The sequence below is a fragment of the bacterium genome, from assembly GCA_023150945.1.
GTDB lineage: Bacteria > Zhuqueibacterota > Zhuqueibacteria > Zhuqueibacterales > Zhuqueibacteraceae > Coneutiohabitans.
Genome location: JAKLJX010000005.1, coordinates 88,752 through 101,752 on the forward strand (window position 1 = coordinate 88,752; position 13,001 = coordinate 101,752).

General features: G+C 59.9%; 13 protein-coding genes. 4 read left to right on the forward strand and 9 right to left on the reverse strand.

Annotation, left to right across the window (positions count from 1 at the left end):
- Positions 1 to 109: 109 nt before the first annotated feature.
- The 7 genes from L6R21_08655 to L6R21_08685 all read right to left on the reverse strand — a co-directional run bounded on the left by L6R21_08655 (position 110) and on the right by L6R21_08685 (position 4,703).
- Positions 110 to 553, reverse strand: a complete 444-nt coding sequence (locus L6R21_08655) for a biopolymer transporter ExbD (GenBank protein ID MCK6559259.1) — start codon at positions 551 to 553, stop codon at positions 110 to 112.
- Positions 554 to 566: 13 nt separating this feature from the next.
- Positions 567 to 1,223, reverse strand: a complete 657-nt coding sequence (locus L6R21_08660) for a MotA/TolQ/ExbB proton channel family protein (protein ID MCK6559260.1) — start codon at positions 1,221 to 1,223, stop codon at positions 567 to 569.
- 23 nt (positions 1,224 to 1,246) lie between these two features.
- Positions 1,247 to 2,140, reverse strand: coding sequence for a hypothetical protein (locus L6R21_08665; GenBank protein ID MCK6559261.1), 894 nt, complete (start codon positions 2,138 to 2,140; stop codon positions 1,247 to 1,249).
- A gap of 100 nt (positions 2,141 to 2,240) precedes the next feature.
- Positions 2,241 to 3,041 (reverse strand): MBL fold metallo-hydrolase, encoded by an 801-nt coding sequence (locus L6R21_08670; GenBank protein ID MCK6559262.1) that lies wholly within the window; start codon positions 3,039 to 3,041, stop codon positions 2,241 to 2,243.
- A gap of 3 nt (positions 3,042 to 3,044) precedes the next feature.
- Positions 3,045 to 3,386 carry a divalent-cation tolerance protein CutA gene (locus L6R21_08675; protein MCK6559263.1) on the reverse strand — a complete coding sequence of 114 codons (342 nt, stop codon included), beginning with the start codon at positions 3,384 to 3,386 and terminating at the stop codon, positions 3,045 to 3,047.
- 132 nt (positions 3,387 to 3,518) lie between these two features.
- On the reverse strand, positions 3,519 to 4,412 hold the full coding sequence (locus L6R21_08680; protein ID MCK6559264.1) for a hypothetical protein: 894 nt from the start codon (positions 4,410 to 4,412) through the stop codon (positions 3,519 to 3,521).
- A gap of 6 nt (positions 4,413 to 4,418) precedes the next feature.
- The gene (locus tag L6R21_08685) at positions 4,419 to 4,703 is read right to left on the reverse strand and encodes a hypothetical protein (protein MCK6559265.1); all 285 of its coding nucleotides are present in this window, start codon (positions 4,701 to 4,703) and stop codon (positions 4,419 to 4,421) included.
- A 160-nt stretch (positions 4,704 to 4,863) separates the two neighbouring features.
- Between L6R21_08685 and L6R21_08690 the strand changes: the two genes are divergently transcribed.
- Positions 4,864 to 5,787 carry a BlaI/MecI/CopY family transcriptional regulator gene (locus tag L6R21_08690; GenBank protein ID MCK6559266.1) on the forward strand — a complete coding sequence of 308 codons (924 nt, stop codon included), beginning with the start codon at positions 4,864 to 4,866 and terminating at the stop codon, positions 5,785 to 5,787.
- Between the two features lie 76 nt (positions 5,788 to 5,863).
- Here L6R21_08690 and L6R21_08695 read toward each other — a convergent pair whose 3' ends face one another.
- Together L6R21_08695 and L6R21_08700 are read right to left on the reverse strand one after the other, a co-directional pair.
- Complete coding sequence (locus L6R21_08695; GenBank protein ID MCK6559267.1) at positions 5,864 to 8,104, reverse strand: TonB-dependent receptor; 2,241 nt, start codon at positions 8,102 to 8,104, stop codon at positions 5,864 to 5,866.
- Positions 8,105 to 8,201: 97 nt separating this feature from the next.
- Positions 8,202 to 8,645: a hypothetical protein gene (locus L6R21_08700; protein ID MCK6559268.1), complete on the reverse strand. Its 444-nt coding sequence runs from the start codon at positions 8,643 to 8,645 to the stop codon at positions 8,202 to 8,204.
- A 468-nt stretch (positions 8,646 to 9,113) separates the two neighbouring features.
- Here L6R21_08700 and L6R21_08705 point away from each other — a divergent pair, with 468 nt between their 5' ends.
- From L6R21_08705 to crtI (L6R21_08715), 3 genes are all read left to right on the forward strand, one after another.
- On the forward strand, positions 9,114 to 9,791 hold the full coding sequence (locus L6R21_08705; GenBank protein ID MCK6559269.1) for a lycopene cyclase domain-containing protein: 678 nt from the start codon (positions 9,114 to 9,116) through the stop codon (positions 9,789 to 9,791).
- Positions 9,760 to 11,268, forward strand: a complete 1,509-nt coding sequence (crtI, locus tag L6R21_08710; protein ID MCK6559270.1) for a phytoene desaturase family protein — start codon at positions 9,760 to 9,762, stop codon at positions 11,266 to 11,268. Before L6R21_08705 ends, crtI (L6R21_08710) begins: the two co-directional genes overlap by 32 nt.
- A 125-nt stretch (positions 11,269 to 11,393) precedes the next feature.
- Positions 11,394 to 12,920 (forward strand): phytoene desaturase family protein, encoded by a 1,527-nt coding sequence (gene crtI / locus L6R21_08715; GenBank protein ID MCK6559271.1) that lies wholly within the window; start codon positions 11,394 to 11,396, stop codon positions 12,918 to 12,920.
- Positions 12,921 to 13,001: the final 81 nt, after the last annotated feature.

Here is a 13,001-nt window from a genome sequence, read left to right on the forward strand (position 1 = left end):
CGGATCAAGCGATCCGTTGGCCTGTCTGTTTTTCGCCCCCGCCCCGGCGCATTGCGCTCGCTGAGCCTGATGGCTTGCCTGCCGCCCGCCCAGCGAGGCGGCGCGAGCATCAATTCCCGCTCGCCTCGGGAATCGTCGCGATCGCCAGCTTCTTTACGCCGGCCTGCTTGGCAATATCCATCACCTTCACCACTTTGCCGTGCGGCACGTTTTCATCGGCGAACAGATGCAGCGTTGTCTGCGCAAGCTGGCTGGCTGCCGGTTGCAGCGCCGCAGGCAGGGTTTCCAGGGTCAGCTCCTGTTCATTCAAACGAATTCTGCCGTCTTTGAAGATGTAAAGGATGTAGGATTCCACCTGGGTGACGTCCGCGCTTTTGGCGCTGGGCAGATCCAGCTTCATGCCCGGCTGCTCGATGAAGGTCGAGCTGATGAAGAAGAACATCAGCAGCATGAATACGACATCGATCAACGAGGTGATGTTGATGAACACGCGCCGGCCCGAACGCGCGCGTGTGGACGCGGCAAAGGAGAATTTGCTGTCGTAGAATTGCATAGGCACCTATGAATCAAGCAGCGGCTGCCTGGCCCGCACGCGGTGGGTCGCCGGCGGGCGTGAAGGCGCGGATTTTGAGCAGGAGCGCCGAAGTCTGGTCTTCGATATCCAACACCAAATCTTCCGCGCGCTTGGTGAAGTAATTGTAAACGGCCAGGGCCGGAATGCCGATCGCCAAACCCACGATGGTGGTGATCAACGCCTCCGAAATGCCGCCCGCCAATGCCGCCGCCTGGCCCACGCCCATCTGGCTGATCACCTTGAAGATCTTCAGAATGCCGAGCACGGTGCCGAACAGCCCGAGCAACGGCGAAATCGCGGCGACCGTTTCCAGGGCCACCAGGCCGCGCTCGAGCGCGCGGACTTCCTGGCGGCCGCGATCAATGATGATCTCCTTCATCTGCTCATGGGGCAGGCTGCGATGCTCCAGCGCGGTGCGAATGATGTTGGACAGCGGCCCGTTGTGCTTCTGGCAGACCGACAAGACCAGGTCCACGTCCTGCGGCGAAGAAATGCTCTCGATCACCGACACCACTTCGGGCGTGAGAACCTTCCGGCGCCGCAGGCTCAGGAGTTTTTCGATGATCACCGCCACGCCGACCAGGGAACACAGGCCGAGCGGGAACATGGTGATGCCGCCTTGCTGCAGAAAATGCCAAACCGTTTGCATAGTTCCTTTCCAGGTGGAGGCCATCACGGCCGGATGACGGTGTATTCGAAATGCGCCGTGATCTCGAGATAAGGCTCGGGAAAATTCTCCGGCAGCTTGCGGAAGGGCGCGGAAAGCTGCACCGCGCGCACGCTCGTTTTCATCAGCGACTCGTGGCCGTTGAAGTTGAGCACCTCCAGCGTTTGCAGCGTGCCGTCCGGATAAATGCGGAAGCGCAATTGCGTCTTGCCGCTGATCAAGCCCATGTGGGTGAAAGCCGGCGGCGGAAAGATATTCTCATAGATGCGCCGCCGCAGCCACAACAGATAGGGCGCAAATTCCCACTCATAAGTGTTGAGGGAAAAATCGCCGAGCGCCTGCGCGCGTGTGGCTTGCTGGTCATGTCCGGGTGAAACTTCGCTCTCGGCAGCCGGAGAGTGAGGCGCATTCTTGCCGGTCAGCATTTCCCGGCGAAAACTGGCAGCGCCGAAGTAAAAGGGTTGTTCAGAGGGAGTCGCGGCACTGGCTTCGGCAGCATTGCCTCCCGCGGGTTCGGGCGGTGACGCCGTTTGCCGCGGCGGAGAAGCGGGACGCTGCGATTGCAGCAAGCCTTTGGAATATGCTTCGCCCAGCGGCAGGTTTTCCGGCGCCTCTGGATTTTGGGCCTCGGCATTCTTGTCGGAGGCGAACTTGGGCTCGTCCGCCGGTTGTTCACGCCGCGCTGACTCCGGCGCTTCCACCACTTCCCGCGGCCGGTCTTCATCAAAAGTCAATTCGATGACTGCGGGCACCGAGCTGACCCTTTGCGCTGCCGCCAGAATCCACCCGGCAGCCGCGGCCCAGCTCGTGAGCAGAAACGCGATGAGATGAATGAGCAGAGAAGCGGCCAGCGCCCATTGCACCGGTTTGTTGCGAAAAGATGTGGACAGGGCTTGCACAGGGTTTTCAGCAGAGCGTGGGAAACCAGCAGAGATTTGCGCTGAGTTTTGTCTTCGCGGCAGGCCGCGGGCGATGCCGGTGCTGCGGGATGACAAAACCTCACAGCGTTAGACGATCCAAATCGCCGGCAAGTTTGACCTCGCCGGAAAAGAATTCCCGGCATTGCGCCACCACCGGCGCTGCGAGGCTCTCCGGATACAAATGCGACAGCAGCACCCGCCGGCAATTGGCAGCCCGTGCGATTTCTCCAACTTCGCCGGCCGTCAAATGATTCGCCAGGCCCTGGCCGTTGGGAAACGAACACTCGGCGATCAACACCTCCGCCTCGGCGGCCAACTTTGCGATTTCTGGACAGGGGCCGGTATCGCCGGTGTAGGCCAGCACTGCACTGCCGGCTTGCAGACGGTAGCCGTTGGCCGGCACGCCGTGATTCATCGGCAAAGTGTGCACCTGCCAGGGGCCGGCTTGAAACGTTTGGGCCGACACCTCCTGCACGTGAATGGGAACGACAATGTTGTCAATCCACTTGCCGTAAAGAACCGCCAAGCCTTCGTAGAAATTCCGGAGGCCGGGCGGGCCATACAAGTGCAGCGGCCGATCCTGCCGCTGTTTGCCTTCGCCGTGCAACGCCCACAGCAGCGGCGGCAGATCGGCGATGTGATCGAGGTGAAGATGGGTGATCAAAATCGCATCGACCGCGATCAGCGGCAAGCCGGCCTCCAATCCACGGCGAATCACGCCGTCGCCGCAATCCAACAGCAGGAGGTGATCATCGCACCTCAGGGCATAGCCCGCCATGCTGCGCTCGGGCAGCAACACCCGCGTGCCTGAGCCCAACACCGTGAGCGTGATCGTGTGCGCGATTTCGGGCGGGGCGGATTCTGCCAGCGTTGCGGCCATGGCTCAGCCCACCGGGTGCGGCTTCACTTCGGCCACCAGCCAGCGCAGATAGTCTTCCGCGCCCGCGACGATGGGCAGGGCGATGATCTCCGGCACTTGGTAGGAATGATGTGCCTGCACGGTGGCGATCAATTCCTGCAGCAGCGGCCGCGTGGTCTTGATGATCAACAGCACCTCTTCCTGCTCGTCGATTTTGCCCTGCCACCAGAAGAACGAACGAATGCCGGGCAAGACATTGACGCAGGCTGCGAGCCGCTGTCCGACGATCAAGTTTGCGAGCTTTGCGCCTTCTTCGGCATTGGCGGCAGTGACCAGCACCACCAGCTTGTCGTTGAGATTTTCCATTGCCATCTTTCAGCACGCCGTGTCCTGCTGACCCTTCGGCTCTTCTACGAATGATCACTCGCAGGAAAGAAGAATCTTATTGAAGGCGGTCGCCGGTTCGGGGCGAGACCCGCGGTCTCGCGGGGTGAGGCGTCAGCGTATCCAGCTCGCCGGCAGGAACCGCCGCGTGAAATGCCACATGGTGAAGCATTCCACGGCAAAGGCCATGAAGCCGAGATAGCCGTAGAGCGGCATCTCGAAAAGCTTCGGTTTGTTGAAATAGGGCACCGTGTAGACCCATTTCGCGCCGGCCCAAAAATTCCAGAATTCCCAGAGAAAACCGCAAATCAATCCGGCGGCAAACAGCGTCAACAAGGTGCTCAATGAGCGCTGTTCCAGCTCGCGCAACAGCGAAGGCAGGCCCATGCGATAATTCAGCGGATCGAGCAGGAAGATGAAGCCGATCCACACCAAGACAAACAGGTAGCGGGCCGTTGTCGCCGGCAGAATCAATGGCACCGTGCAGCAGAGAAATCCGAGAATGACGAACAGGCGCAGCACACTGGCCGGCAGAACCAGGGGCGTGGCGGTTGCGCCTTTCAATTTCGCCTCGCGAAACAGCCCGTGTGCCTGCAGCAGGTCGTGGGTCATCAAAATGCCGGGATAGATCGTGGCAAACGACCAGATGAAACCAATGAAGCGAAGGGTGAGATTCTCGGGAAGATTCACATAGGCCCAGTTGCGCAGGTGCAGGTTGTAGCCTTCGAACATGAACCAGTAAATCACCGAAAAGAAGGCCATCGCCCCGAATTCGCGGGCATGAGCGAAGATGAAGGACTCGCCCCGCTGTTTGAGCAGCAGCGCGTCGAGCAACAGGAGATAGCCCGTCCATTGCACCGGCGTGAACCAAACCCACACCGGGTTGACTTTGGCAAACATGAGGATTTGGCCGGCAAGCATGATGGCGAGGCCCAGCAGACCGTGCCAGGGAAGCGGCAAGCGCCGCGTGCGCGTCAAGGTATGGGCGCCGACCGAAGGAGGGGGCATGGCAGCCTAGTTCAGGAATTCGGGTGAGCGGGACATGCGCTCGGATATGATGCGGTTGAAGCGGCTGCGATAGATCATCTCAAAAACCGCTTCCTTGTCCGGAAAAAGCATGAGGGCAAAGCGTTTGGTCAGATGGATCAACCGGCAGGCTTGCACCACGGAAACCGAGGGGCTCGCCAGCAACAGGCAAATCAAATCCGCCACCCGGGAAAGCTGCCAAGCTTTCTGGCGTTCTTCCTGCACGGCGCGATCGCCGGCATGGGGTTGATTCGGTTTTCGGGCATCGGTCATGATGAAGCCACCTTGTTTGCGATTTCCACAACGGCCAGCGAAGTATAAAGTTTGCTTGCAAGAAAGGCAAGAGATTCTTTACTTGGAACGGGCCTGCCTGCCGGCCGGTATAACAGGGCGATTGTGGAAACGAATGGTTGGTGCCTGGATTGGAATGCCTATGCGCTCACTCGCGATGAAAGGGATTGTCTGCCTGGCGGCCATGTTGCTCCCGCTACTGCTGCGCGCGCAAACCATGCCGCCGCTCTTGCCTGGCGCGGCCCACCCCCATCTTGATTCGCTCAACCTCTCTTCCGCTCTACCGGATTCCAACGAGGCCATCGCCGTGCGCGCGGATTCTTCTGCCGCTGCTGTCTTGCGTGGTGAAACGCCGGAAGCGCGCTTGCTGCGGCTGCGCCGGCAGGCATTCGTCGAGCAGATGCTGGCGCATGCCTCTTTGGGCGTCATGGATTCGACGTTGGCTTTCCGGCTGGCCGCCTACGTGCCGGTGATCGGATTGACCGCAGAAGAGCTTGCCCGCCTACAGCCGCAGCGTGACCCAATCGCTGAAGCCGTGCGCCGCGATCAACTCGGCGTGCCTTCACTGTTCAATCTCGGCGAAGCGTTGGGCAAAGGCGTGAAATATCTCGCCAACAAAACCGGCTTGGCGCGATCGCAACCCAATCTCTGGACGGCAATTCCTTCGGCTGCCGAGGTCAGTGTCATGAAAGTGCTGTGGCAGGAGGGCAAGGCCACGCCGGCGGCGATCTATGCCCGGGTCGACAGTCTGGCATTGACGGTGAAGGATCTTGAAGTGCTGCTGGAGAACCTGCGGGCGCGCGGTTGGCTCACGCGCGCGCAGGTTTCGCCGCAAAATGAATTCACCGCCTTCGGCATCGTGAAGTTCGAAATGAGCCGCAAGAACGCCAAGAACCGCGAATTTCTCTACCAGCCGGTGATTCACCGCGAGGACATGCTGGCCTATCTCGATGCTTCGGCCTATTCGCGGCAAGTGCGCCACGCGTACGGTGATGATCTCGTGGTGGCGCATTTGCGCCAACTGATGACAATCCTGGCAACTGAAGGAACGGCAGGCAAAAACTGAAGGATCGAGGCCGCGCCCGCCGGCGTCATTTCTCCCGCCGCATGACGCAGGCGGGCTGGTCTCGATCCCACTCAGTTCAGAAAAGGAAGGCCGTGGTCAGGGCCACGCTGCGGATGGGTTCGAGATTGCTTTCGACTTGCGTGTAGTAATAGTCAAACGCGTTGTAGACGTTGAGCGTGATTTCCGCCGGCGCCAGGCGCACGCCCGCGCTGAAGTTCGTGACCCGCTGCGCGACGTTGGGCTGGTCGGGAAAAACGCAGAATTGCACCCGGCTGACGTAGCGCGAATCGACGCCCAGGAAGTAGCGGCCAAGCGTGAGGGTCGCGTTGCCGGTGAGCAGGTGACGCGGCCGGTAGCACAGCGGTTCATCGGAAGATTCGGTCACGCCGGTCACATCGTTGCGGCGTTCCAACTGCCGCGCGTCGAGATAAGTGTAGCTTCCTCCCAAAGACAGCCGCCGGTTCCAGAAGGAAGTATTGAAATCCAGTTCCGCGCCGCGGATGCGCGCCCGGTTGAAGTTTTGAAACTGGATGACATTTTGATTGCGCTTGGTCACGAAGCGGCCTTCGATCAAATCCTCATAATCACTCCAGAACACGGCAGGATTGATGAAGACGTTGCTGAGCACGAATTGCCCGCCGATCTCATGCGACCAGCCGATTTCCGAGCTGAGATTGGGATTGGGAATCACCACAAAGCCGCTGGCTTTGGTCAGCGTGAAAAGCTCGGCCATGGTGGCGGCGCGAAAACCGCGGCCGGAAGACAGGCGCAGCGACGCCGAAGGCGAAACGACATAGACCAGCCCGAAGCGCGGGTTGAGATGATACTCCCGCAGGCCCGTGTCCACCCAGTGATAATCAAAGCGCAAACTGCCGGTCAGCGTGAGTGCCGTCGTCGCTTTCCATTCATGCTGCAAGTAGGCGGAAAAATCGCGGCCGTCGTGCGTGCCGAACAGCGTGGAGTTGATGCTGTTCAACGTTCCCGACATGCCCACCGTGGAGGAATGCACGGGATTCAACTCGATATCGAGCTGGGCCTCGAGGTCGTTTTTCTGGGCGCGTGAATCGATGTGCGGGCTGGCGTTTTGCACGAACGGATTGGGATCGGTTTCGGCGAGATCGTTCTCGAAGCGGCTGTAGTAGAAGGAATCGCGCAGCCGCAGGGTCATGTTGCTGCCCAGCAGGGTTTGATAGGTGACACCGGTTTGCAGGCGGCGGGTATGCGTGTTCAAGCCGGCGGAGGCTTCCGGCACGCGCGTGATCTCATTGATGCTTTGAGCCGCGATGGCCTCGCCACCGTAGTTGTTGGCGAGATTGGCATAAGCCGTGAGGAACGACGTCGATGTGAAATTGTATTTCAGCTTGGTGTAGCCGTTGAAGCGGCGATAGTTGCCGTTTTGCGAGTAGCCGGTCGATTCCCGGCGGCCGAGCGAGGCGCGCACCCGCAACTTGCCGAACGCGCGCGAATGGGAAATATCCTGATAGTTGTAGAACTGCGTGCGCTCGGTGAAGCGCCATTCCGGATAGCGCGGCTTGTCGTAAATGCCGGTCGAGGTTTTGACGGCGGTGACCGGTTTCTCGCTCGGATCTTTGGTGATGATGTTGACCACGCCGCCCAGCGCGTTGCTGCCATACAGCGAGGAGGCCGCGCCTTTCACCACTTCCACGCGCTCGACTTCATTGGGCGGAATCTGATCCCACTTGATGTCGCCGCTGTCGCCGGGCAGCATCGGGACGCCGTCGACCAGCAGCAGGACGCGCGTGCCCGCGCCGCGGCTGTATCCGGAAGAGCCGCGGATGTTGATTTGCCCGCCCATCAGATTCACGCCCGGCGCAAACTCCAGCAGCCGGTCCAGCGAAACAAAATTCTGCTGCTCGATTTGGCGCGCATTCACGACGCTCAAGCTCACCGGTGTTTCCAAGAAGGACTGCGCCTTCTTGCTGGCGGTCACCACCACTTCCGGCACGTCAATGGCCGATTCGCGCAATTGAAAACTGAGGCGCGTGGTATCGCCGGCATTCACGCGCAGCACGGCACTCATGCTGGTGAGGTAACCGATCAAGGAGGCGCGCACGCGATAGTTGCCCGGCGGCACGCCGCGAATGAGGAAGCGGCCGTCAATATCGGAGGCCGCGCCGATGCTGGTGCCTTCGACGATGAGATTGACGCCGGGCAGCGCCTCCCGGGTCGTGGCCTCGCGCACGGTGCCGGCGATGACGCCGCGCGCCGCCGGGGTTTGCCCGTTGAGCGCGGCCCCGCCGGCAAGCAGCAGGGCGGTGAGGAGGAAATTTACCAACCGCTGGGAAAAACGTTCCATGAGTTCAGTCCCTGAATGATGGATGGAAAAACGTTCTGGCAATCGTCTGATTGATGCCAGGCGCGATCGCGCCGCCGGCTGAGCGGCATCTGGTTGATCATGGCAGGATGGGAGAGGGCGGCGACAAGCGTGCAAAGTCGGCAACGATATCGACGCCGGTGAGCAATTCTTTGTCAGGTACGGTGATGCTGGCAGGCCCATTGAGGCTGCCGTTCAGGCTGTAGACGCCCAGGGTGTCCAGGCCGCTGTAGTCGCTGCTGGCAAACTGTTTTTTGGGTTTCCACGCCAGCACCACCCATTCGTAGGTGCCGGGCGCCAGCGTGAGCGTGTAGTCGTAGCTGGAAACGAACCGCGGCAGTGTATCGCTGAAAACGGGAGGATTCAAGGCGATTTCGAAGACCGAGGCGGGCATTTTTTTGAACACCGCCACCCGCACCCATTCCGTCGTATCCGGCCATGCCCCCACGTAAGTGATGCGCCCGGAAATTCCCTCACGAATGGGCGCCAGCCCGTGATCCGTGCACGCGGGAACAATAATCATGAAGACAACGAAGCCAAGTGGGAGAAGCGAGATGGCGTGCTTCCGCATGTGTTTCCCTCACAGAAGTAGGTGGTAAAGCTCACGGCCGCGGGAGGCGCCGCGACGGTCAAATACCTCCGGTCGCCCGTGTGCCGGCCCGCTGCCGCCAAAAGTGAATCAAAAGCAAGGCGCAAATTACAGCACGAGATTATCATTGTCAACGGCGAAAATGGTGGCCGCAGGCATGAAGGCAATCGCAGTGCAGGCATCTTGCTTGCAGCAGACGTGACCTCAGCCCCAGCCCACGTCACTTAGGCATTACTCTTCGTGGGCTGCAATGACACCTCGACCGTTTGTTGCGGCACGTAGTTGACCCTTGCGTCTCGCGTGTCATTTCTGCAAACTTCTACCATTGTACCACGCCAGCACAACGCTTGCGTCTGCCCCTGACTTGGGTGAACCGCCGGCGCGGAGAATGATTGAAAAAGAATGAAAATCGAATATCTGCTGTTCAATTTGCTCGTTTTCGCCGGGCCGGCAGCCATGAGTTTCGAAAAGCAGATTTACTTTTTCTCGAAATGGCGCCGCGCCGGGCTGGCGATTGCTCCGGTCGCGCTGCCCTTCATCGTTTGGGATGCCGCCGTGACCGGACGGCATTGGCGGTTCAATTCCGCCTACACGCTCGACTGGCGCGTGGCCGGCTTGCCGCTCGAAGAACTGCTGTTCTTTTTCACCGTGCCGTTTGCCGCATTGTTTGTTTGGGAGGTGATCGGCTTTTATCTGCCCGATCGCAACAGCGCGGTGGCCGGAGGGTTCGCTGTGCTGCTCGGGCTGGCGCCCCTGCCGGGCCTGCTCGCCTTCCTCAGCGGCCGGGAATACACCGGCATCATGCTCGTGGCGTTGGGCCTCACGGCTGCGCTCGACCGGCTGCTGCAAACCCGCTTGTTGACCGGGCGGCGGGTGCTGTACTATTTCGGCGCGACGGTGGTGATGAACTTGATCTGCAACGGCTATTTGACGGCGCGGCCGGTGGTGATTTACAGCGAGGCTTATCAACTCGGCATGCGGCTGGGCACCATTCCCATTGAAGATTTTGGCTATGGCTTTGCTTTGATCATGCTGGTCACGATACTCTATGAGAAGTTCCGCCGTGTTGCGCCTGCCTAAACGCGTGTTGGTCGTCGGCGCCGGCTTGGGCGCGATGAGCGCCGCCGTGCGCCTGGCGCGCATGGGATTTCGCGTTACGGTGTTCGAAAAAAACGCCGAAATCGGCGGCAAAGCCGGCGAAAGGATTCTGGGCGGCTATCGCTTCGATACCGGTCCTTCCTTGCTCACCATGCCGTTCGTGGTTGATGAGCTGTTTGCTTTTGCGGGATATCCACGCGAGCAGTTTCTGCAATACTTCCCGCTGGAGCCCATCTGCCGCTATTTCTTTCCCGGCGGCAGCCGGCTGGATGCCAGCTCCGAGGCTGCCCGCATGAAAGCGGAAATCGCCAGGCTCTCCGCCGGGGAGGCGGCGCAATACGAGAAATTCCTGGCATACAGCCGTCGCATCTATCAACTCACGGCGGAGGTTTTTCTTTTCTCGCCGTTTCATGAATGGCGCAAGCTGCTGCGCCGGCGCAATTGGCGGGCTTTGCTCTCCCTGTCGCAGATCGACCCGCTGCGCACCGTGCATCAGGGCGTCGCGCGCTTCTTTTCCGATGAACGCTTGCTGCAGTTGTTTGACCGCTACGCCACCTACAACGGCTCGAATCCCTATCGCGCGCCGGCGACGCTCAACATTATTCCGCATGTCGAGTACGAGCTGGGCAGCTTCTACGTTCAGGGCGGCATGCGGCGGCTGGTGACGGCGCTCGCGCAAGTGCTGCAGGCTCTGGGTGTCGAAATTCACACTTCCCGCCGCGTCGAAAAAATCTTGCATGACGGCAAGAAAGTCACCGGCCTGCTGGTGAATGGTGAGAAGGTGGAGGGCGACTATGTGCTGTGCGGCCAGGACGTGGTGGTTGCTCATGAACAATCCCTCGAGGGGTTTGACCGGCGGCGCCGGCAACTGCGCAAGTTGGAACCTTCCTGTTCCGGGCTGGTTTTTCTTTGGGGTGTCCGCCAACGCCACAGCCAGCTTCTGCACCACAACATCTTTTTCTCGCACAACTACCGCCGCGAATTCGAGCAGATTTTCGATGAACTGGTGCCGCCGGAAGATCCAACCATTTACCTTGCGATTACCAGCAAGAGTGATCCGGAGCATGCGCCCGGCACCGGCGAGAATTGGTTCGTGCTGCTGAACATGCCTTATTTGAACGGCAGGCTGGATTGGCAGAAGGAATTGCCGTGGGTGCGTGACCGCGTGCTGGCAAAGTTGAGCCGGTTTGGTCTCGACCTCGGCGGTGACATCGAAGTGGAGAGTGTCATCACGCCCCAGGACTTTTATGACCTGTACTTGAGCAATCGCGGCAGCATTTACGGCATTTCTTCCAACCGCCGCAGTACCGCCTTTCGCCGGCCACCGAACCGCAGCCGTGATCTCAAAGGTTTGTATTTTGCCGGCGGCGCGACCCATCCCGGCGGCGGCATTCCGTTGGTGCTGCTCTCCGGCAAGCTGGCCGCCGAATTGATCGCCGAGCATGCCGCAAATTTCTGAGACCGGAGCACAGGCCGCCGGCGCAGAAACGAGGAAGACTGCAAGGGGGATTACAGCCGGTGCAACGTAGTAGTATGAGTGGGACAAAAGGCGCCAATTTGAAAAAAGAGAGTGTGGGCGAAAGAATGAAAAACTTGAACAGGATTGTCGTCATTGGTTCCGGCTTTGGCGGTTTGGCGGTGGCGGTGCGGCTGCAGGCGGCGGGCTTCGCCGTGACCCTGCTGGAAAAAAACGCGCTGGTCGGCGGCCATGCCTACCAGCTCAAGCGGCAGGGCTACACGTTCGACATGGGGCCCTCGCTGATCACCGCGCCGGACATCATCAATGCCGTGTTCGCCAGCGCAGGCCGCCGCCTGGAGGATTACCTCGACCTGGTGAAGCTCGATCCGTTCTATCGTATCTATTATCATGACGGCACTCATCTCGATTACACCGGTGACGTGCCGGCCATGAAAACACAAATGTCTGCCTTCCACCCGCGCGACGGCGAGAACTATGAACGTTTCCTGCGCGACAGCGGTGCCATCTACCGTGCCGTCATCGCAGACGGCTTGGGCACCACTTCGTTTCATCAGCTCAAAACGCTGCTCGCCTTTCTGCCGCGCGCCTTTCGCCTCAAAGCCCTGTATCCGGCGCATTTTCTCGTCAGCCGCTATTTTCGCGACCCGCGCAACATCTTTGCCTTCTCTTTTCATCCGCTGTTCATCGGCGGCAATCCCTTTCGCGCGCCCAGCGTCTATTTGATGATTCCCTATCTTGAAAAAGCCGGCGGCGTGTGGTTCAGCCGCGGCGGCATGTACAGCCTGGTGCAGGCTTTTGAAAAAGTGTTTCTGGAACTGGGCGGCCGCCTCGTAACGGAAGCCGAGGTGACGGAGATTGTGGTTCGCAACGGCCGCGCCACCTGCGTCATGGCCCGGGAGGAGTTTTTCGGCGCCGAGGCGGTGATCTCAAACGCGGATTGGGCGCACACGCAAATGCAGCTCATCAAGCCGGAGCACCGCCGCAAGTGGAGCGATCGCAAAGTCAAGAAGCTGGATTATGCCATGAGCGCGTTCCTGCTCTATTTGGGCGTGCGCAAGCAATATCCCCAACTCCTGCATCACACGCTGATCCTGTCGCCGCGCTATCGGGAGTTGGTGAAAGACATCTTTGATCGCAAGATTCTGCCGGATGATTTTTCCATGTATTTGCATGCGCCCACGCGCACGGATCCTGCCATGGCGCCGCCCGGCTGCGAGAGCATATACGTGCTGATTCCGGTTCCCAATCTCGCGGCGGAGGTGGACTGGCAAATCAACGCGCGGCCCTTTGCCGACAAGGTCCTGCGCTTTTTGGAAGAGGATTTCGGCCTGCATGAGCTGCGCCGTCATATTGCAGTGATGGAAATCTTCACGCCGCTCGATTTCAAGCTGCAGCGCAATTCTTATTTGGGCAGCGCGTGGGGCGTGGAACCGAAGCTGACCCAGACGGCCTATTTTCGGCCGCACAATCGCAGCAACGATATTCCCAACCTCTACTTCGTCGGCGCGAGCACGCATCCCGGCGCGGGCGTGCCCGGTGTTTTGCTCACCGCTGCGGCCACAGAGCGGCTGGTGCGGGAAGATTTCGGCATGCCGGCGTTGACGCTCACGGCTCACGCAGGAGGAGATTGAACCCGCCACAACGTTGACTGCCCGCGGCTGCCCGGACGGCACACCTGATTTCAGTATGAGAAACGATGAATGCATTTTCGA

Coding starts and splice junctions, on each gene's coding strand:
- L6R21_08655 (MCK6559259.1), bottom strand. CDS start 553: ATGCAATTCTACGACAGCAAATTCTCCTTTGCCGCGTCCACACGCGCG.
- L6R21_08660 (MCK6559260.1), bottom strand. CDS start 1,223: ATGCAAACGGTTTGGCATTTTCTGCAGCAAGGCGGCATCACCATGTTC.
- L6R21_08670 (MCK6559262.1), bottom strand. CDS start 3,041: ATGGCCGCAACGCTGGCAGAATCCGCCCCGCCCGAAATCGCGCACACG.
- L6R21_08675 (MCK6559263.1), bottom strand. CDS start 3,386: ATGGAAAATCTCAACGACAAGCTGGTGGTGCTGGTCACTGCCGCCAAT.
- L6R21_08680 (MCK6559264.1), bottom strand. CDS start 4,412: ATGCCCCCTCCTTCGGTCGGCGCCCATACCTTGACGCGCACGCGGCGC.
- L6R21_08685 (MCK6559265.1), bottom strand. CDS start 4,703: ATGACCGATGCCCGAAAACCGAATCAACCCCATGCCGGCGATCGCGCC.
- L6R21_08690 (MCK6559266.1), top strand. CDS start 4,864: ATGCGCTCACTCGCGATGAAAGGGATTGTCTGCCTGGCGGCCATGTTG.
- L6R21_08695 (MCK6559267.1), bottom strand. CDS start 8,104: ATGGAACGTTTTTCCCAGCGGTTGGTAAATTTCCTCCTCACCGCCCTG.
- L6R21_08700 (MCK6559268.1), bottom strand. CDS start 8,645: ATGATTATTGTTCCCGCGTGCACGGATCACGGGCTGGCGCCCATTCGT.
- L6R21_08705 (MCK6559269.1), top strand. CDS start 9,114: ATGAAAATCGAATATCTGCTGTTCAATTTGCTCGTTTTCGCCGGGCCG.
- crtI (MCK6559270.1), top strand. CDS start 9,760: ATGAGAAGTTCCGCCGTGTTGCGCCTGCCTAAACGCGTGTTGGTCGTC.
- crtI (MCK6559271.1), top strand. CDS start 11,394: ATGAAAAACTTGAACAGGATTGTCGTCATTGGTTCCGGCTTTGGCGGT.